Origin of the sequence: Enterococcus sp. AZ104 (assembly GCF_050546705.1) — a bacterium.
Taxonomy (GTDB): domain Bacteria; phylum Bacillota; class Bacilli; order Lactobacillales; family Enterococcaceae; genus Enterococcus; species Enterococcus faecalis.
In genome coordinates, this window is the sequence record NZ_CP172952.1 from 1,935,311 (window position 1) to 1,952,710 (window position 17,400).

Consider the following 17,400-nt stretch of genomic DNA (forward strand, 5'->3'; position numbering starts at 1 on the left):
ATTTCTGCACTACGTGCTGTCTTCTTTTCAGTCTATAGTTGAATGTTAAATGGTATCACCATTAAAAATAGAATTTTTTACAATCACATAATCAACTTTACGAATCGCTTCTAAATCACGACCTCCCGCGTATGAAATGGAAGATTGTAAATCTTGTTGCATTTCGACTAAAGTATCTGCCAACTTCCCTTTATGGCGTAACCAGATTTTTTTGCCTTCAACGTTTTTCTTTTCGCCTTTTTGGAATTCAGAGGCGCTACCAAAGTATTCTTTGTAAACAACGCCATCTTCCACTTTTGTTTCACCTGGTGATTCTTCATGTCCAGCAAATAATGAACCAATCATGACCATAGTTGCCCCAAAACGCACAGATTTTGCAATGTCTCCATGGGTCCGAATCCCACCATCTGCAATAATTGGTTTCCGAGCAGCTTTGGCACACCAACGTAAAGCCGCTAACTGCCAGCCACCTGTCCCAAAGCCAGTCTTAATCTTAGTAATACAAACTTTTCCTGGTCCAATCCCCAATTTGGTGGCATCGGCTCCAGCGTTTTCTAATTCGCGAACGGCTTCTGGTGTTCCAACATTGCCCGCAATAACGAACGTTTCTGGTAAAGATTTTTTCAAGTGTTGAATCATATTAATCACCGCATTTGAATGACCATGGGCGATATCAATTGTCACGTAGTCAGGAACTAAACCTTCTCGGGCCAACGTTTCAACAAAAGCGTATTCCCCTTCTTTCACACCCACACTAATTGACGTGATCAAGCCCTTTTGTTGCATTTTTTTAATAAATGGCACTCGCGCCTCTTCATCAAACCGATGCATGATATAAAAATAACCATTTTCAGCAAGGGTTTCCGCAATCGTTTCATCAATAATTGTTTGCATGTTCGCTGGAACGACAGGCATTTTAAACGAATGTTTTCCTAAAGTTACTGTAGTATCACATTCAGAACGACTATTCACGATACATTTATTGGGAATTAATTGGACATCTTCATAATCAAAAACTTTCATACTTACTGCCTCCTAGTTATTTACAAAAATAACGTAAAAACCGAACATTCGGTCATTTAACGTTCGTGTTTACAAACACCATTGTTAATTTACACTATTTACCGCCACTTGTCAAAGGCGTTTTAACGAAAATTAATCTTTTTACCCTTCTTGAACGTTTGGTAAAATGGCCTGCAATAAAATAGCAACAATTGAGGCAGTTGCCACGGGTGAACTAAATAAATATTGTAAAAATTGTGGTAGAGTTTCCAAAAACTCTTTTGGTAACAATGTCAACGCTAATGTCATAATAATCGGAACGGAAATTACATACATCTCTTTTTCATGAATTGTTACATCGCTCATGACTTTCATTCCACTTACAGAAATGATGCCACAAACAACCACAAAAACACCGCCGATAACTGGTGCCGGAATGGCCGAAATCAAGGTGGAAAGTTTTCCAGATAAGCCAAATAAGACAAACCACGCACCTGCAGCCACAAAAACCTTGCGACTAGCAACTCCAGTGATTGAAATAATCCCAGCATTTGTAGAGTAACTAGTTACTGGCGTGCCGCCAATGAATGAAGAAACTAAGCAACCTAAGCCTTCACCAATTACGCCGCGATTAATTTTTTCTTCGGTCAAAGGTTCAGCGACAACATGACTCACAGCAAACCAAGTGCCTGTTGTTTCCGCCATTAAAACCAGATAAATAACTAACATCGTGGCAATGGCTGACCAATCAAATTGGAAAGAAAAGTTAACTAATGGTAACTGAGGCAAACTAAACCAAGCCGCTTCACTAACGGCTGATAAATCAAGTACCCCTAATAATTGTGCCGCGATGCTCCCAAATAATAATGCCAAAATGACAGAAGAAACGCGGAAAATCCGCCCTTTTTTCAAAGCAGAACCTAAGAGCGCAAAGAAGATCAACGTACCTGCTGCTATAAATGCTAATAAAATATTTTGTCCTAATTCCCCTTTTGCGTGGTAAATATTATCCGATAAAGCGACTGGCATTAACGAAAGCCCCACCACAAAAATAATTGTTCCTCCCACAATTGGTGGAACAAATTTAGTGATTAAACGATTAAAAATACCAGTAAATCCTAATATAATAACAACAATTGCCCCCACTAAACTAGCACCTAAAACTGCGCCCCAGCCATTTCCTTGTTGGTTATTGGCAAAATAAATTCCTGCAATTGCCCCGATTGGAATAAATGAAGGGCCTTGCGCAACTGGTAATCTCATACAAAAATGAGATTGAATAATCGTGGCAAGTCCTGCTGCTATGAATGTTGCTTGGATTAAAGAAGACGTTTGTGCTGTGCTAATACCAATAATTGAAGCAATGATTACAGGTACGACGTACACGTCCATTGCTAAGACATGCTGAATCCCTAACATAGTGGCCTGCCCAAAAGATACTGAATCTTCTGGCCCCACTGTTAAATGAAGATTATTTTGTTTCTTTTCACTCATTTTTTATACTCCTTTAGTTGCTGACATTAAATTTTTATCATGTACTTTTTCACCTTGTACCCAGACTTCTCGAATATTTTCTGGTCGTGCTAAATATAAGATTTTTTGGAAAATATCAAGCAATGATTCCCCTGGATTTTTAGGGATTCGTGCTTGTGACAAGCTTGTATTAATAATTTGAACATCCCAAGCATACCCTTTTTCTAATTTTCCAATTGGTAAACTTAGCGCTTGACCACCACCAGCAGTAGCTAAATAAAACGCTTCATTTACGGTAATCCGTGCTGTTTTAACACCTCGTACTTCTGGTTTTTTTGTAGCATCGACGCCATCTTCTAACATTCTAGAAGAAATAACCGCTTGCTTTAAATTGTCAAAAAGACTTGGTGAAAAACCACCTGAAAGATCACTACCTAAACCAACTTCTACTTGATGTTGATGTACTAATTTTGCAATCGGTGTTACTGCATTACCAAAATAAGCATTAGAGATTGGGCAGTGCGCCACAGCCGTCCCTGTTTCATGGAATAAATTCATATCTGCTTCTTCTAAAAAGCCTGCATGTGCCATCACTGCTTTTTCTGTCAATAAACCAAAATCATTCAATGCTTGAGCATCATTTTTTCCAAAACGTTCTTGAACAAATTGATGTTCCCAATCACTCTCACTACAATGACTTTGGACATGGACTTGATATTTCGCTGCTAATTCTCCTAATCCTTTAAGTGCTTCCTCTGTACAACTTGGAATGAAACGCGGAGTTACAACGGGATACACGCCTTGTTTTGTTTGCTGCGCTAATGTTTGAATTTCTTGAATAAACCGTTCCGTTTCTTCTAATGCTTGTTGCGTTGTTTGATCACGATAGTATTCTGGATTCTCATTAAGATCATCCATTACAACTTTACCAATTAAGCCACGCTGCCCTTTTTCCGCACAAATCTCTGCCAAACGACGGCTAGCTTCATAATGAATGGTTGCAAAATAAAGGGCTGTTGTTGTCCCATTAGCTAACAATTGGGTTACCAATTCATCATAGACTTGTTGGGCAAATGTTAAATCTGCAAATTTGGACTCCAAAGGAAACGTGTACGTATTCAGCCATTCATACAATGGAATATCCAAGGCGGTCCCTGATTGTGCCCACTGAGGTGCATGGACATGTAAATCAACAAAGCCGGGTAAAAGATAAGAATCTTGGGGTAATTCTTGAAAACGTTGCGCCTCTTTTTGTTCTGCTAGCACAGTTTCATACGCTTCAGCATCTGGTTCAATTATTTCCTGAATTACTCCGGCCTCATCTATACAAAAAAGTGTCTCTTCATAAACTTTAATCTCTTGCAAATTTTTACTAGAAAAACCTGTTCCTTTTATTACAAAATGAAACATTTAATACTCCTCCTTACTATCACATGAAGATTATACATAAACTTTCGCTTAATAACTATAAAAATGTGATTTTTTTTAAAAAAATCCGTGTTAAAACAAGCAAAAACCGAACATTCTAAGAATGATTTATTTTTTCTTTGGATAAACAAGAAAACTTTCTATTCTTAAGATTCTTCGGTATACTTGAAGAGAATCGTTAGAACTTTAGGAGGTCCTGAGATGATACAGATCGAACAAATTAGAACAGGTGTTATTCAAGAAAACTGTTATCTTGTTTATAATGAAGAAGCGTTATTAATTATTGATCCAGGTGCAGAAGGAGCAAAACTAATTCAAGAAATTACCCGTTTAGGGAAGAAACCAGCCGCTATTTTATTAACTCATACTCACTATGATCATATTGGTGCGGTAGAAGAATTGCGCCATCATTATCAAATCCCTGTTTATGTTAGTCCATTAGAACAAGCGTGGCTTTCCAATCCTATTTTGAATCTTTCAGGATTAGGCAGACATGATGATATAGCAAATATTATTGTTCAACCCGCCGAACATGAATTTAAACTAACCGATTATGAAATTGGCGGCATGAAATTTTCCGTAGTCCCAACACCTGGTCATTCAATTGGTAGCGTCAGCTTTGTCTTTGATGATTTTGTTGTTGTTGGGGATGCATTGTTTAAAGGTAGTATTGGTCGTACCGATTTGCACACTGGTGATATGCAACAATTATTACACAGCATTACGACCTATCTATTCACTTTACCAGAAGAATTTCCTGTTTATCCAGGCCATGGTGATGCCACAACCATTCAACATGAAAAAGCCACAAACCCATTTTTTAATTAGAGATTTATTCACTATTTAAAGAAACTTAGGAGGAGTAGCAATGACTGAAGCAACGACACTTTATATTATTCGTCACGGAAAAACGATGTTTAATACGATTGGCCGTACCCAAGGCTGGTCAGATACCCCCTTAACCAAACAAGGAGAAGAAGGCATTTATCATTTAGGCTTAGGTCTTAGGGACATAGACTTTAAGGAAGCCTATAGTAGTGATAGTGGTCGTGCCATGCAAACCGCTCAGATTATTTTACAAGAACATCAAAACCACCAAAAGATTCCTTACCTAACCGATAAACGGATTCGTGAGTGGTGTTTTGGTTCTTTAGATGGCGGCTATGATGGTGAACTTTGGGGTGTGGTGCCACGCATTTTAGCTTTTAAAAGTTATGATGACATGATGACCACGAAGATTACCTATCGTGAGCTAGCAAATGCTATTATTGAAGCCGATACGGCTGACTGGGCGGAGCCTTATGAAGTTATCCGTGATCGTGTTTGGTCTGGTTTCGAAGATATCGCTCATCATCGAGAAAAAAATGGTGGCGGCAAAGTCATGGTGGTTTCCCATGGACTAACAATTTCCTTTTTACTTTCCTTAATTGATGCAAGATTGCCTATGCAGATGGCACTGGAGAATGGTAGCGTGACGACCTTAACTTACGAAAAAGGAACATTTACCATTCAAGGAATTAATGATATTTCTTATATTGAAAAGGGAAAAAAGATCGCTGAAAAGCGCCGTTTGTTGTAAAAAAAGAGAAGGTTATCTGTCAAAATGACAGATAACCTTCTCTTTTTATTTATTCTTTTAAACGTTCTACATTTTTTCTTGAGATTTGAATTTTTTCTAAGGTTTCCTTATAGTTTTTTGCTGCATAAGCAAAAAATAAAACATCAACTACATACAATTGTGCCACCAAGGAAACAGTAGCCGCACTTCTCAATGGCACGTCTTCCCCACTAGAGGTTTGAAGGACGATATCACTTTTTTCACCAATCACTGATTTTTCATCTTGTGTGATACTAACAATAGGAATCCCTTGCTGCTTCGCTAAATCAGCTAAAGTACTTGCTTCTTTATTCGTGCCAGAATTAGAAATAACAATAAAAACACTAGGCTTTTCTGTTGAGCCTAACATGGAAGCAAATAAATGATGATCCAATGTTGTAAATACCGTTCGGCCTAATCGCGTAAACTTTTGATAAATATCTTGAGCAACCAACGAAGAGGCGCCCAACCCATAGACAAAAATTACTTCTGTTTTTTCCAACAAATCAACGGCTTCATTCACTGCGACATCCTCTAATGTCTGACCGCTTCGCTCAACCACATGAACAAAGCGCGCCTGTAACTTTTGTTTAATATCAGCTGTTGATTCCCCTTTAGTAACTTCAGTGTACATTTGCTGCTTCATTTGGCCAAGATTTGCAGATAATAAAAGTTTCAACTCTGTGAAGCCATTCACATCCATAGAATGACAAAAGCGAATAATTGCCGCTGGACTTGATCCTGCTTGTTTCGCTAGCTCTTGCGCATTCATTGAAATAACTGTTTCTGTATTTTTTAAAATATATTCTGCGATTTTTCGTTCTGATTTTGGTAATTGTTGTAGACGATCTTGGATAGATAAGACAATATTTTGTTGCATAAACACCCCTCCTGATACACCATTTCCTACGCAATTAAATTTTAACAAAGAAAAAGGGAGAAGCCAAGTTCTCCTTTTTCTATTTATTATTTAGTTGTTTGCATATCTTTAGGAATCCCAAAGAATAACGTTGCTACAAAACCACCTGCGTAAGCAGCCAATAAACCTAATACATATGCAAGCCATTGGTTGTTGGCAATTAATGGAATTAAAGCCACCCCACTTGGTCCAATAGCAATTGCACCAACATTACCGAAGGCCCCAATCACCGCACCACCAATACCACCGCCGATACAAGCAGTAATGAATGGACGTCCTAATGGTAAAGTAACTCCGTAGATTAATGGTTCACCAATACCTAAAATCCCAACTGGCAAGGCACCTTTAATCATTTCAACTAATTTTTTATCTGATTTACAACGAATCCATAATGCTAAAGCTGCACCGACTTGTCCCGCACCAGCCATGGCCAGAATTGGTAATAACAAAGTCATCCCTGTTTGATTAATCATTTCAATGTGGATTGGCGTCAAAATTTGATGTAAACCAAACATTACCATTGGCAAGAAGGTTAAACCAAGAGTAAAGCCAGCAACCATGCCACCTTTTTCTAAGACAACATTGATAATACCAACTAAGCCATTAGAAATAGCTCCGGCTACAGGCATGATTAAGAAAATAGTTGCTAAGCCAATCACTAAAAGTGAAATGGTTGGCGTTACGATAATATCAATTGATTCTGGGACAATTTTATGCAATTGTTTTTCTAACAATGATAATAACCATACGGCAAAAATAACACCGATAATTCCGCCTTGTCCTGCAGATAATGTTCCCCCAGTGAAAATATTACTGATTGGAGCATCCGGATTCATTCCTGTTAACATTGTGACTGCCCCAATAACACCACCCAACGCTGGCGTTGCACCAAAAACGCTGGCACTGTTAATCCCAGTGTAAAGAGCTAAATAAGCAAAAATCCCATTTTTAATGATATTTAAGACATCAATATATTGTTGCCATGAAGCTGAAATATCACCAGCAACAACTAAGTTAGACATAACAGCTGCAATCCCGCCAATAATACCAGCCCCAACAAAGGCAGGAATCATCGGAACAAAGATACTAGAAATGGCTTTTAACACTTTTTTAAATGGTGAAGTGTTATTTTGTTTCGCTTTTTGTTGTGCTTTCATTTGAGCGGCTTTTTCTTCTACTAAATCTTTTCCAGATTTGCCTGCTGAAGCATCAGTTGTGGTGCCATGATTAAATGGTTCTCCCAATTTGACACCTGCTTGATCTACCATTTCTTGTGCAACCTTGTTAACAGTCCCTGGACCAACAACTACTTGTAACGTATCATCTTCTACGACGCCCATAACGCCATCAATTTTTTTCAATCCTTCAATATCTACTTTGTCATAATCGCGGATATCCATACGAACACGAGTCATACAATGAATGACTTTGTCCACGTTTTCTTGACTACCAACTTCTTTATAAATCCCATCAGCAATGCGTTTAATTCTTTCTTCTGCCATGTTAAAACACCCTCCTAATTCCTTAATTTAATGTATTCTTGATAAATTGATTCCCGTCAATTAATTTTTGTGTTGCTTCTTCTTTAGTACTATCAGTTAAAATCATTACAATTGCTAACTTCACATTTTCTTCTGCTTCTACAAATTTTAGTTCGGCAACTTCATAACTACAACCCGTTGCTTCCATAATAATCCGTTTGGAACGCTCCACTAATTTTTCATTGGTTGGTTTTACATCAACCATTAAGTTATTGTAGACTTTCCCAATACCAATCATGGAAATAGTTGATAACATATTTAAAATTAATTTTTGAGCTGTCCCAGATTTCAAGCGAGTCGAACCTGTTAAAAATTCAGGTCCTGCATCTACTTCAATCGGCATTTGTGCATACTTACTAATTTCGGCATCTTTATTACATGCCACAGTTGCGGTAGCTGCTCCCACCGTTGTAGCATATTCTAAACCGCCAATTACATAAGGCGTCCGACCACTGGCTGCAATCCCAACAACAATGTCATTTGCTGATAATTTTAGATCAACTAAATCTTGACGACCTAGTTCTTTTGAATCTTCAGCACCTTCTACTGCGACAGTCATTGCTTTTTGACCACCAGCGATGAGGCCTTGAACCATCTCTGGCTCGACGCCAAAAGTTGGTACGCATTCGGCTGCATCTAAGACACCTAACCGACCACTCGTACCAGCGCCCATGTAGATCAAGCGGCCGCCTTGATTGAAGCTTTTGATGATGGCTTCTACCACTGGTTCAATGGCTGCTAATTCTTGACCCACTGCCATTGCAACTTTTTGGTCTTCTTGATTCATTTTTTGTAAAGCTTCTTTGACACTCATCTCATCTAAGCCCATTGTATTTTCATTTCTACGTTCAGTTGTTAAGTTTTCTAAATTCATTTTCTATCGTTCCTTCCGTGACTAGCGTAAATTGATTGCCTGCCTTGATTAACGGCAATATCGTTTGATCTTTTTCAATAATTCGTGTAATCGTATTGACTTTTTCATCTTTCGGCAAGTCCACAAGTGTGACTTGAATTTCTCCCATATAGCGACCATATTTTTCATTATCAATCGTTACGGTTCCCACTGGACGGGCTTCAGTCTGCTCTAACTCAATCGTTGCAATTTCATCTTTTCTGAACATTTCACTCGTTCTTGATAATTCACTTCGCAAAACATCTCTTGCAGCATCTAAACGATTGGTATGACTCCCAAGTATTCGCTTCAAATAGCGGCTCTTGCTAGGTGCTACTTCTAACAGAAATTGATTGGTTTGGTGATAATAACCAAATTGAGCCATGGTTCGCTCACTAATTGTGGGATCACCAATATAAACAGCATCGACATAAGGATCAGCCATCAAACCAACGGCAGCGGCGAAAGGATTTTGCCCACGATGTTTTTCTAATGTTGGTAAACCAGCAAAAATTGGGCCTCTTGTTTGCCCATCTCCTGGCACAAAAGTAAAAACTTGTAAGCCTAATTCTTTAAGCCAGCGGTTCTTTTCATTAAAAAATGTTGTTCCAATACCTGTTTCAGGTCTTGGATAATAATTATGCCAAGCTTCTAAGCGAGAAAAGTCCGCTTGGTGAGCCTTTAACTCAGCCACTTCTTCCAGTGTAATGGTACTAGCATTCAATCCTATATCAATCTTATGTGAAGCATGAGCCATTTGTTCTATCGTAATGCCATAGTCCATCCGGAGGCCAGTTACGCCCAACTCAATTAAAGGCTCTAATTCATCGAAAGAAAAACCCGCTCTTTTTAACGCTTCACCTGAAATATCTACCATAATTTTCATTTTTTCTGCCTTAGCAATTGCCCCTAAATCAGTCAAGCGTTGGCGGTAAAGGGAAGTATCATCTTCTGGAATGTGTAAAGAAGTGAAAATACCATCAAATCCAAGCGCTTTCATCTTTTTGATATAAATAATTGTATCGTTTGTAATCTCTTCACCAAGAAAAACTGAAATACCATACATCTTTTTAGCTCCTCTCTAATACGCTTTCATTATAACTTGTTTGAAATAAAATTTCAACTATTTTTCTAAATATTTTTTAATTCCAAAATAAAATTTTATTTCTGTTCAAAAAAAAACAGATATTCCTTTATAGAAATATCTGTCTAATGCATTAATTGGCTGTGGCAGAGCCAACTGGTGTACCAGCTGTAACCACGCCAGTTTTCTCTAACGAAAATTGTGTTACTTTATCCATGTTGGTAATAATGACAACCATTTCAGTTCCTTTACCAGCTGCTTTAATTGCTTCTAAATCAGCAATTGCGACCACCGTATCTGCAGTCACTTGGTCGCCTTCTTTCACTTTAATAGTGAACGGTGCCCCGTTTAACTCCACCGTATCGATACCCATGTGTAATAAAATTTCAAGACCGTTTGTCATTTTTAAACCAATGGCATGTTTTGTTTGGAAAACGCTTAAAACTTCTCCTTCAATAGGTGCATAAATTTCACCATTTTCTGGAACTACTGCATAGCCATCTCCCATCATTTTTTGTGAAAAAACAGGATCATTCACTTCACTAATTGGGATAACGGTTCCATTGGCAACGGCATACATTGTATTATTTTCGATAACTTCATTCTTTTTCTTCAAAAATCCAAACATTTCTCTTCCCCCATTTTTTAAAGTATCACTAGTATAGAAAAAAGTTTCATGAATTACAAGTGGCACCTTTGTATAATTCTAAAATTTATTTTAAAATAAGAATTTGCATTGGCATTTACTTTGTCAGCGGGTATACTTATACTTGATATATTTTGCATTTATTTCAGAAAGGAATGGTGACATGCTTTTTGCTAACCTATGGAAAGCAATTATTCTTGGTATTATCGAAGGAATTACCGAGTGGCTTCCAATTAGTAGTACCGGACATTTAATTTTAGTGGATGAGTTTATTAAACTCGATCTAAGTAAAGATTTTATGGAAATGTTCAACGTCGTTATCCAATTGGGAGCAATTATGGCGGTTGTTATTTTATACTTCCACAAATTGAATCCTTTCTCACCAAAGAAAAATGGCGAAGAGAAAAAAGATACTTGGATTCTTTGGTCTAAAGTCTTAGTCGCTTGTTTACCAGCGGCAGTTATTGGTCTAAAATTTGATGATTATTTAGATGCACATTTTTATAACTTTTTAACAGTATCGATTATGTTAATTGTTTATGGGATTGCTTTTATTATCATTGAAAAACGAAATAAAAATGTTGCACCGAAGTGTACTAATCTAAAAGACTTCACTTATAAAGCCGCTTTAATCGTTGGTGCTTTCCAAGTACTGGCATTAATTCCAGGAACTTCACGTTCAGGAGCGACCATTTTAGGGGCAATCTTAATTGGGGCCTCACGTTTCGTTGCAACAGAGTTTTCATTTTTCTTAGGAATTCCAGTAATGTTTGGAGCAAGTTTTTTAAAAATCTTTAAATTCTTGGCCAAAGGAAATACGTTTGGGTCAGAAGAAATCATTATTTTATTAACTGGCTCTATTGTTGCCTTCGTTGTTTCCATCATTGCGATTAAATTCTTATTGAATTACTTGAAGAAAAACGATTTTACAGTTTTCGGTTGGTATCGTGTAATTTTAGGTGCGATTTTAATTGGCTACTGGTTATTCTCATAAAAATAAAACCGTTGCTTTCAACAGTGAAAGCAACGGTTTTATTTTTTTAAATCGCCAAACGTTATTCGCTCAATCCCCTGTTCTTCAAACCACTGACGAACACAAGGATCACAAATCGTTGCTAATTCTTTGCAGCGTAAAGTGGTATAAGAAGAATTGTCTAACACAAATTGATCCAAATACCCAACATCAAAATGCATCTCAGCAATTGCCGATTCCGGCATCCGTAATAAACCAAAGTCATCTTTTAAAAAATTCTCCACTGATACGCCTTCGTGAATATAAGATAACGCCCCAGACTCTAACAAATGTGTCACCTGGAAATAACCTTGTTGCGGTGGATATTCTTTTTCCCCACTATATTTCAGGGTTGTATGAAGTCCGTACTCTTCTGCTAATTCTAAAAATACTTGATCAACCACTTCATCACCAATTGAATGGCAATCAAAATGTTCAGGATAATGTCCAGTTAGTTCCTTAAAGCGCGTCAATTGCGCAATCGTTTCAAGTCGTACTTCTTCATATACGAAGGTTACTTGTTTTTGTTGACGATAATAAGAAGAGCGATGAAAATTGCCTTGTTCATCTACCAGTGAAGGAATCATACATGGGTCCGCACAAGGTTTCCCTAATAAAAAATTCGTATGCTGACCTACAAATAATCCTGGATAATTTTTTGCTAACGCAACGGCGTGTTCTGCTGTTGGTAAATTGGGCATCAAAAGTGTCGACGTTGTTAAACCATCGACATAACTTTTGATAATGCCATGATTAATCGCTTCTGACATCCCAAAATCATCAGCATCAACAATTACTTTAACCAACAGCTCCCCCTCTTTTCTTTACGTATTTTTGATGACAATTCCGACAATAATATTAACAGCTGATTCACAATCATTAATCGTGCGCTCAAGCTGATCATAAACATCTTTCCACTTGATAACTTTCAATAAATCTTTTTCGTTAGTCATCAAATCTTTCATGGCGCTACTGTATAATTTATCGCCTTGAGATTCAATCGTATTCACTTCATCAATCAATGAAACTAACGTTTTGGAATTCTTAAATTTTGCAAATTCCTTCGTTGCTGATTTAACGCCTTCTGTCGCTTTAACAATATAAGCAGTTAATTCTAGCGCGGGCGCAATCATTTCTTCGACAACTAAATGATCAAGTAAATAAGACAAACTATTAATGCTATCGATAATGTTATCTAAGTGATCCGTAATATCGACAATATCTTCTCGATCAATCGGCGTAATAAAGGAAATATAGAGTTCATTTAAAATTTTGCGAACAATTTCATCATTCTCTTTTTCCAATTGATGAATCGCTTCTGATTTTTTTACTAAGTTTTCTAATGAATAATTGTCTACAATTTCTTGCAAAACCTTTGCCGCTTCATAAGCATTTGTTGCTAACTGGTTTAATTCTCCAAAATAATCAAATTGTTTTTTACGTGCCATGTTTTTCTCTCCTTAAAAAATTGCAATAAATAATTTTGACATCACATAAGCGATCAGCCCACATCCTGGGAAAGTTAAAATCCATGCTATCAGCATTTCTTTCACGATACGCCAGTCAACACTTGAGATTCGCTTAGAAGCACCTACTCCCATAATCGCTGTTGTTTTTGTATGAGTAGTTGAAACTGGAATCCCAAAAGCCGATGCTAAAAATAAACAAATAGCCGTGCTTAAATCTGCAGTGAAGCCTTGATAGCGTTCGAGTTTTACCATATCCATCCCGACTGATTTAATGATTCTCATGCCGCCCACAGAAGTTCCAATGCCCATTGTAATGGAACACAGAACCATAACCCATAACGGAATCACAAAACCGCCACCTGTTTTTTCGACTAAATTATTATAAAAAAGCACTAACATGAACACGCCCATAAATTTTTGCCCATCTTGCGCACCATGTAAAAAAGCATTAGCTCCTGCACCAAAGGCTTGTCCAACTGTAAAAAATTTGTTGGCTTTTCTTCTAGGCACAGCCGAGAAAGCTTTCACAACAAGTTTGGCAATTAAATAACCGCCACCAAAGCCCATAACGGTAGAAACAACTAGACCAACAAGCACTTTGATCCATTCCGAGCCATTGACTGCACCCAAACCACCTAATGCCATAGCCGAACCAGTCAAGCCGGCAATTAACGCATGGCTTTCACTTGTGGGAATACCAAAATACCACGCAGCAACTGCCCAAACCACAATTGAAAAAAGCGAAGCAGCCAAAGCCACCTGTGAAGCGTTTCCATTTGCGTCAAAACTAACAATGTTGCTAATCGTTTCAGCTACTTGGGCATTAAAAAAGGTCATGACTAATGCACCTAAAAAGTTCATCACAACAGCCATCCAAATTGCGACATTCGGCTTTAACACCCGAGTCGAGACAGCGGTTGCAATTGCGTTCGGCGCATCCGTCCAACCGTTAACAAAAATTACACCCATTACCAAAGTAATCGTTACCAATAATGCAATACTCACAAAGACACCACCATTTTTCATTTATCTATTTTATCATAGCATGTTTTAAAAAAAATGTATGCTTTTTTCTTAAGGCTCTGGCAAATTTTCTTATTTTTTTCTTGAAATTGTCTGTTAAGGAAAAAAACTTGTCGTCTTTTATTGCAATGGAACAATGGATTAGGTATAATGATTACTGTTGAATTACATTGGCTGACCAGTGTAAAACCTAAATCATCGGAGGTGAAACAAATGCCAAATATCGAATCTGCAATCAAACGCGTACGTACAAGTGCTAACGCGAATGCGAAAAATTCATCTCAAACAAACGCAATGCGTACAGCAATCAAGAAATTTGAAGAAGCTGTAGCTGCTGGAGCTGATAACGTCGATGCTTTATACAACGAAGCTGTTAAAGCTGTTGATATGGCTGCAACTAAAGGTTTAATCCATAAAAACAAAGCTAACCGCGATAAAATTCGTTTAAGCAAATTAGCTAAATAATGTGAGATAGAAGTTAGCATTCATGTTAGCTTCTTTTTTCATCAAAAAATGTCCAAGTCTGTTTTCACAAAGACTCGGACATTTTTTTATAAAGGTGAATCAATCCACGGTAAATCTGTTGTGAGATATTGACTAAATAATTTAGTCTCTTCTCGCAAAGCTAAACGTTGTTGTCGTCTCGTTTCATAATTGGAACAAATCAACTTTTCTTCTGCAGTTTCTGGGACGACTGCCGCTAATTGGAAGTCACTTTCAGGATTCATATGAGACGGAATGGCTACAAAAGTTGTAAAACAAGTCGCCGCTAAATAACGCTCTCCAGTTGTTAAATCTTCTCCTACAACTTTAACAAATACTTCCATCGATTTATGATGCACGCCAGAAACAAACGTTTCAACACACACTGAGTGATTTTCTTTTAAAGGTTTTAAAAAATTCAAGTTATCTAAAGATGCTGTAACTGCCCCTCTCCGACAATGTCGTGAAACGGAAATGGATGCGGCGTCATCAATTAAAGACATTAATTTCCCACCAAATAGTGCACCAAAGGGATTTAAATCAAAGGGAAATACACGATGTGTTTGAATCACTCGTGATTCTCGACAAAATTTTTCTTTCGTCATTAACGATTCCTCTACTTTCATTTATAAACTTTTCCACGCTTTACTTTAGCTTACTTTACCATTTGATGCAATCCTTACTTTTTAGGAAACATTTAAAAAATAACAAATTTGCAAGTCCCATTTATTCATTTTTAGGAAAGTTGCTGTATAATAATAACGGTTAAAGAACTTTTAAGGAGATGGATACACATGAAAATTGCAATTGCTGGTGCTGGCGCTATGGGCAGCCGTTTAGGAATTATGTTGCATCAAGGCGGAAATGATGTAACTTTAATCGATCAATGGCCCGCGCACATTGAAGCTATTCGTAAAAATGGTTTAATCGCTGATTTTAATGGAGAAGAAGTTGTCGCGAACCTACCAATCTTCTCACCAGAAGAAATTGACCATCAAAATGAACAAGTAGATTTAATTATCGCTTTAACTAAAGCACAACAATTAGATGCAATGTTTAAAGCGATTCAACCAATGATTACTGAAAAAACGTATGTACTATGTTTATTAAATGGCTTAGGTCATGAAGATGTACTAGAAAAATATGTGCCAAAAGAAAACATCTTGGTTGGCATTACCATGTGGACAGCTGGTTTAGAAGGACCGGGACGTGTTAAACTTTTAGGTGATGGCGAAATTGAATTAGAAAATATTGATCCTTCTGGTAAAAAATTTGCTTTAGAAGTCGTTGATGTCTTCCAACAAGCTGGTTTAAATCCAAGCTATAGTAGCAATGTTCGCTACTCTATTTGGCGGAAAGCCTGTGTCAATGGCACGCTAAACGGTTTGTGTACAATCCTTGATTGTAATATTGCCGAATTTGGTGCACTACCTGTTAGTGAATCCCTTGTTAAAACATTAATCAGTGAATTTGCAGCAGTCGCAGAAAAAGAAGCCATTCATTTAGATCAAGCAGAAGTCTATACACATATTGCTCAAACTTATGATCCAAACGGTATTGGCTTGCACTATCCGTCTATGTATCAAGATTTAATTAAAAATCATCGTCTCACAGAAATTGATTACATCAATGGTGCCGTTTGGCGCAAAGGACAAAAATACAACGTAGCAACACCTTTCTGTGCCATGTTGACACAGCTTGTTCACGGAAAAGAAGAACTATTAGGAGCTAAATAATAAGAAAGTGCCAGAGACAATCGTTGTATGACGATTGCCTCTGGCATTTTCTTATTTTGCTTGTGCAGTCAATTTTAAAATAAATAATTGGAATAGTAATTCTTTATCCATTTGGCCCGTTTTCATGCGGTAATCATTTTCAACTAATTCATCATAAAGTCTTTCTAATCGAGACAATTCAAATCGTCGGACTTGTTGTAACGCTAACTTGACTCGATAAGGATGAACCTTTAATGTATCAGCGATATTCGCTTGTTGATAGCCCATCTTAGCCAAAATTTTTGTTTGTAGAAAAAGGCGAATCTGATTCAATAAGATTGCATTTAACTTAATGGTTTCTTCTCCTTGTAAAAGTAAATCTTCATACAATTGAACAGCTTTTTCACTGTTTCCAGAAAGTACTTCGTTGGTTAAGTCAAAAACATTATGTTCCAAAGACTTAGGGACTAATTCTTGAACCGCACCTCGTGTAATTGTCTTCGTCTCAAGGGCATATAAATACAGCTTCTGTAATTCTCCCATAATTTTTGATAAGTTCAAGTCTGTCAATTGAAGTAATAAATCAAAAGCATCGGAGCGAATAGTGTACCCTTCGCTCTCAATCGTTTGAGAAATGTACTGACGAATAGCCTTTTCATCCATTGGATTGACGTCAACTACTGTGGCATTTTTTTTCAATGCTTTGGTAATTTTTTTGCGTTCATCTAATTTTTCATATGAGGCCATAAAAACAAGAACAGTTGTTGGTGATGGACTTTCCAAATAATTCAATAAAAGATTGACATCATGTTCCACACCGTTTGTTTTTCTTTCGGCAGTTAAAAAGTAAGGATTTTCCACAAAGACAAGGCGATAATCACCAAAAAACGGAATTGTTTCCGCTTCAGCAATCGCTGCACTTAAAGGTGTTTCCTCCATATCAAATGAGAAAAAGTTAAATTGATCATCCTCTTCCGTCAACAATTCTTTCATCAATGTTGTTTTAAATAATTCAGTTAAATAAAGTTCTGTTCCTATTAATAAATACACTGGAGCGATTTTTTGCTCTCGCACTTCTTTCAAAGCTTTTTGTAACTCCATTGGCTCGCTCCTTTT

At 37.3% G+C, this 17,400-nt stretch carries 18 protein-coding genes; 5 read left to right on the top strand and 13 right to left on the bottom strand.

Going from position 1 to position 17,400, the window contains the following annotated elements; translation table 11 throughout:
- Positions 1-45 precede the first annotated feature (45 nt).
- The 3 genes from guaC to guaD all read right to left on the bottom strand — a co-directional run bounded on the left by guaC (position 46) and on the right by guaD (position 3,885).
- Positions 46-1,023: a GMP reductase gene (gene guaC, locus IGJ37_RS09215; protein WP_128705453.1), complete on the bottom strand. Its 978-nt coding sequence runs from the start codon at positions 1,021-1,023 to the stop codon at positions 46-48.
- A 141-nt stretch (positions 1,024-1,164) separates the two neighbouring features.
- On the bottom strand, positions 1,165-2,496 hold the full coding sequence (locus IGJ37_RS09220; protein ID WP_325814889.1) for a nucleobase:cation symporter-2 family protein: 1,332 nt from the start codon (positions 2,494-2,496) through the stop codon (positions 1,165-1,167).
- Between the two features lie 3 nt (positions 2,497-2,499).
- Positions 2,500-3,885, bottom strand: a complete 1,386-nt coding sequence (gene guaD, locus IGJ37_RS09225) for a guanine deaminase (protein ID WP_002376716.1) — start codon at positions 3,883-3,885, stop codon at positions 2,500-2,502.
- Between the two features lie 219 nt (positions 3,886-4,104).
- Between guaD and IGJ37_RS09230 the strand changes: the two genes are divergently transcribed.
- Complete coding sequence (locus IGJ37_RS09230; RefSeq protein WP_002356716.1) at positions 4,105-4,731, top strand: MBL fold metallo-hydrolase; 627 nt, start codon at positions 4,105-4,107, stop codon at positions 4,729-4,731.
- Between the two features lie 40 nt (positions 4,732-4,771).
- On the top strand, positions 4,772-5,482 hold the full coding sequence (locus IGJ37_RS09235) for a histidine phosphatase family protein (RefSeq protein ID WP_252671391.1): 711 nt from the start codon (positions 4,772-4,774) through the stop codon (positions 5,480-5,482).
- A gap of 49 nt (positions 5,483-5,531) precedes the next feature.
- Here IGJ37_RS09235 and IGJ37_RS09240 read toward each other — a convergent pair whose 3' ends face one another.
- The 5 genes from IGJ37_RS09240 to IGJ37_RS09260 all read right to left on the bottom strand — a co-directional run bounded on the left by IGJ37_RS09240 (position 5,532) and on the right by IGJ37_RS09260 (position 10,630).
- Positions 5,532-6,380 (bottom strand): MurR/RpiR family transcriptional regulator, encoded by an 849-nt coding sequence (locus IGJ37_RS09240; protein ID WP_002385762.1) that lies wholly within the window; start codon positions 6,378-6,380, stop codon positions 5,532-5,534.
- Between the two features lie 86 nt (positions 6,381-6,466).
- Complete coding sequence (locus IGJ37_RS09245; RefSeq protein ID WP_325814890.1) at positions 6,467-7,921, bottom strand: PTS transporter subunit EIIC; 1,455 nt, start codon at positions 7,919-7,921, stop codon at positions 6,467-6,469.
- A gap of 22 nt (positions 7,922-7,943) precedes the next feature.
- On the bottom strand, positions 7,944-8,834 hold the full coding sequence (gene murQ / locus IGJ37_RS09250; protein WP_002362196.1) for an N-acetylmuramic acid 6-phosphate etherase: 891 nt from the start codon (positions 8,832-8,834) through the stop codon (positions 7,944-7,946).
- A complete protein-coding gene (locus IGJ37_RS09255; RefSeq protein WP_002385761.1) occupies positions 8,809-9,918 on the bottom strand; it encodes a DUF871 domain-containing protein in 1,110 nt (369 codons plus the stop codon). Before IGJ37_RS09255 ends, murQ begins: the two co-directional genes overlap by 26 nt.
- A 151-nt stretch (positions 9,919-10,069) precedes the next feature.
- Complete coding sequence (locus tag IGJ37_RS09260) at positions 10,070-10,630, bottom strand: PTS sugar transporter subunit IIA (RefSeq protein WP_002402929.1); 561 nt, start codon at positions 10,628-10,630, stop codon at positions 10,070-10,072.
- A gap of 115 nt (positions 10,631-10,745) precedes the next feature.
- Between IGJ37_RS09260 and IGJ37_RS09265 the strand changes: the two genes are divergently transcribed.
- On the top strand, positions 10,746-11,576 hold the full coding sequence (locus IGJ37_RS09265; RefSeq protein WP_002356708.1) for an undecaprenyl-diphosphate phosphatase: 831 nt from the start codon (positions 10,746-10,748) through the stop codon (positions 11,574-11,576).
- A 38-nt stretch (positions 11,577-11,614) separates the two neighbouring features.
- Here IGJ37_RS09265 and IGJ37_RS09270 read toward each other — a convergent pair whose 3' ends face one another.
- The 3 genes from IGJ37_RS09270 to IGJ37_RS09280 are packed head-to-tail and all read right to left on the bottom strand — an operon-like array spanning position 11,615 to position 14,089.
- A complete protein-coding gene (locus tag IGJ37_RS09270; RefSeq protein WP_252671405.1) occupies positions 11,615-12,400 on the bottom strand; it encodes a ChbG/HpnK family deacetylase in 786 nt (261 codons plus the stop codon).
- 18 nt (positions 12,401-12,418) lie between these two features.
- A complete protein-coding gene (locus tag IGJ37_RS09275; RefSeq protein ID WP_002356705.1) occupies positions 12,419-13,042 on the bottom strand; it encodes a DUF47 domain-containing protein in 624 nt (207 codons plus the stop codon).
- A 12-nt stretch (positions 13,043-13,054) separates the two neighbouring features.
- On the bottom strand, positions 13,055-14,089 hold the full coding sequence (locus IGJ37_RS09280) for an inorganic phosphate transporter (RefSeq protein WP_002356704.1): 1,035 nt from the start codon (positions 14,087-14,089) through the stop codon (positions 13,055-13,057).
- Between the two features lie 210 nt (positions 14,090-14,299).
- On the opposite strand from IGJ37_RS09280, the gene rpsT reads away from it, so the two are divergent.
- On the top strand, positions 14,300-14,551 hold the full coding sequence (rpsT, locus tag IGJ37_RS09285; RefSeq protein ID WP_002356703.1) for a 30S ribosomal protein S20: 252 nt from the start codon (positions 14,300-14,302) through the stop codon (positions 14,549-14,551).
- 86 nt (positions 14,552-14,637) lie between these two features.
- On the opposite strand, the gene IGJ37_RS09290 is transcribed toward rpsT, so the two are convergent.
- Positions 14,638-15,195 carry an acyl-CoA thioesterase gene (locus IGJ37_RS09290; protein WP_172759869.1) on the bottom strand — a complete coding sequence of 186 codons (558 nt, stop codon included), beginning with the start codon at positions 15,193-15,195 and terminating at the stop codon, positions 14,638-14,640.
- A 168-nt stretch (positions 15,196-15,363) separates the two neighbouring features.
- On the opposite strand from IGJ37_RS09290, the gene IGJ37_RS09295 reads away from it, so the two are divergent.
- The gene (locus IGJ37_RS09295; protein WP_002415712.1) at positions 15,364-16,305 is read left to right on the top strand and encodes a 2-dehydropantoate 2-reductase; all 942 of its coding nucleotides are present in this window, start codon (positions 15,364-15,366) and stop codon (positions 16,303-16,305) included.
- Between the two features lie 51 nt (positions 16,306-16,356).
- Here the strand turns inward: IGJ37_RS09295 and holA are convergent, their stop codons facing one another.
- Positions 16,357-17,385, bottom strand: a complete 1,029-nt coding sequence (gene holA, locus IGJ37_RS09300) for a DNA polymerase III subunit delta (protein ID WP_002362655.1) — start codon at positions 17,383-17,385, stop codon at positions 16,357-16,359.
- Positions 17,386-17,400: the final 15 nt, after the last annotated feature.

Excerpts from the sequence above, each read along its gene's own strand:
- IGJ37_RS09220 (WP_325814889.1), bottom strand. The coding sequence starts at position 2,496 with ATGAGTGAAAAGAAACAAAATAATCTTCATTTAACAGTGGGGCCAGAA.
- IGJ37_RS09240 (WP_002385762.1), bottom strand. The coding sequence starts at position 6,380 with ATGCAACAAAATATTGTCTTATCTATCCAAGATCGTCTACAACAATTA.
- IGJ37_RS09230 (WP_002356716.1), top strand. The coding sequence starts at position 4,105 with ATGATACAGATCGAACAAATTAGAACAGGTGTTATTCAAGAAAACTGT.
- IGJ37_RS09255 (WP_002385761.1), bottom strand. The coding sequence starts at position 9,918 with ATGTATGGTATTTCAGTTTTTCTTGGTGAAGAGATTACAAACGATACA.
- IGJ37_RS09295 (WP_002415712.1), top strand. The coding sequence starts at position 15,364 with ATGAAAATTGCAATTGCTGGTGCTGGCGCTATGGGCAGCCGTTTAGGA.
- IGJ37_RS09245 (WP_325814890.1), bottom strand. The coding sequence starts at position 7,921 with ATGGCAGAAGAAAGAATTAAACGCATTGCTGATGGGATTTATAAAGAA.
- rpsT (WP_002356703.1), top strand. The coding sequence starts at position 14,300 with ATGCCAAATATCGAATCTGCAATCAAACGCGTACGTACAAGTGCTAAC.
- IGJ37_RS09265 (WP_002356708.1), top strand. The coding sequence starts at position 10,746 with ATGCTTTTTGCTAACCTATGGAAAGCAATTATTCTTGGTATTATCGAA.
- IGJ37_RS09280 (WP_002356704.1), bottom strand. The coding sequence starts at position 14,089 with ATGAAAAATGGTGGTGTCTTTGTGAGTATTGCATTATTGGTAACGATT.
- guaD (WP_002376716.1), bottom strand. The coding sequence starts at position 3,885 with ATGTTTCATTTTGTAATAAAAGGAACAGGTTTTTCTAGTAAAAATTTG.
- murQ (WP_002362196.1), bottom strand. The coding sequence starts at position 8,834 with ATGAATTTAGAAAACTTAACAACTGAACGTAGAAATGAAAATACAATG.
- IGJ37_RS09275 (WP_002356705.1), bottom strand. The coding sequence starts at position 13,042 with ATGGCACGTAAAAAACAATTTGATTATTTTGGAGAATTAAACCAGTTA.
- IGJ37_RS09290 (WP_172759869.1), bottom strand. The coding sequence starts at position 15,195 with ATGAAAGTAGAGGAATCGTTAATGACGAAAGAAAAATTTTGTCGAGAA.
- holA (WP_002362655.1), bottom strand. The coding sequence starts at position 17,385 with ATGGAGTTACAAAAAGCTTTGAAAGAAGTGCGAGAGCAAAAAATCGCT.
- IGJ37_RS09235 (WP_252671391.1), top strand. The coding sequence starts at position 4,772 with ATGACTGAAGCAACGACACTTTATATTATTCGTCACGGAAAAACGATG.
- guaC (WP_128705453.1), bottom strand. The coding sequence starts at position 1,023 with ATGAAAGTTTTTGATTATGAAGATGTCCAATTAATTCCCAATAAATGT.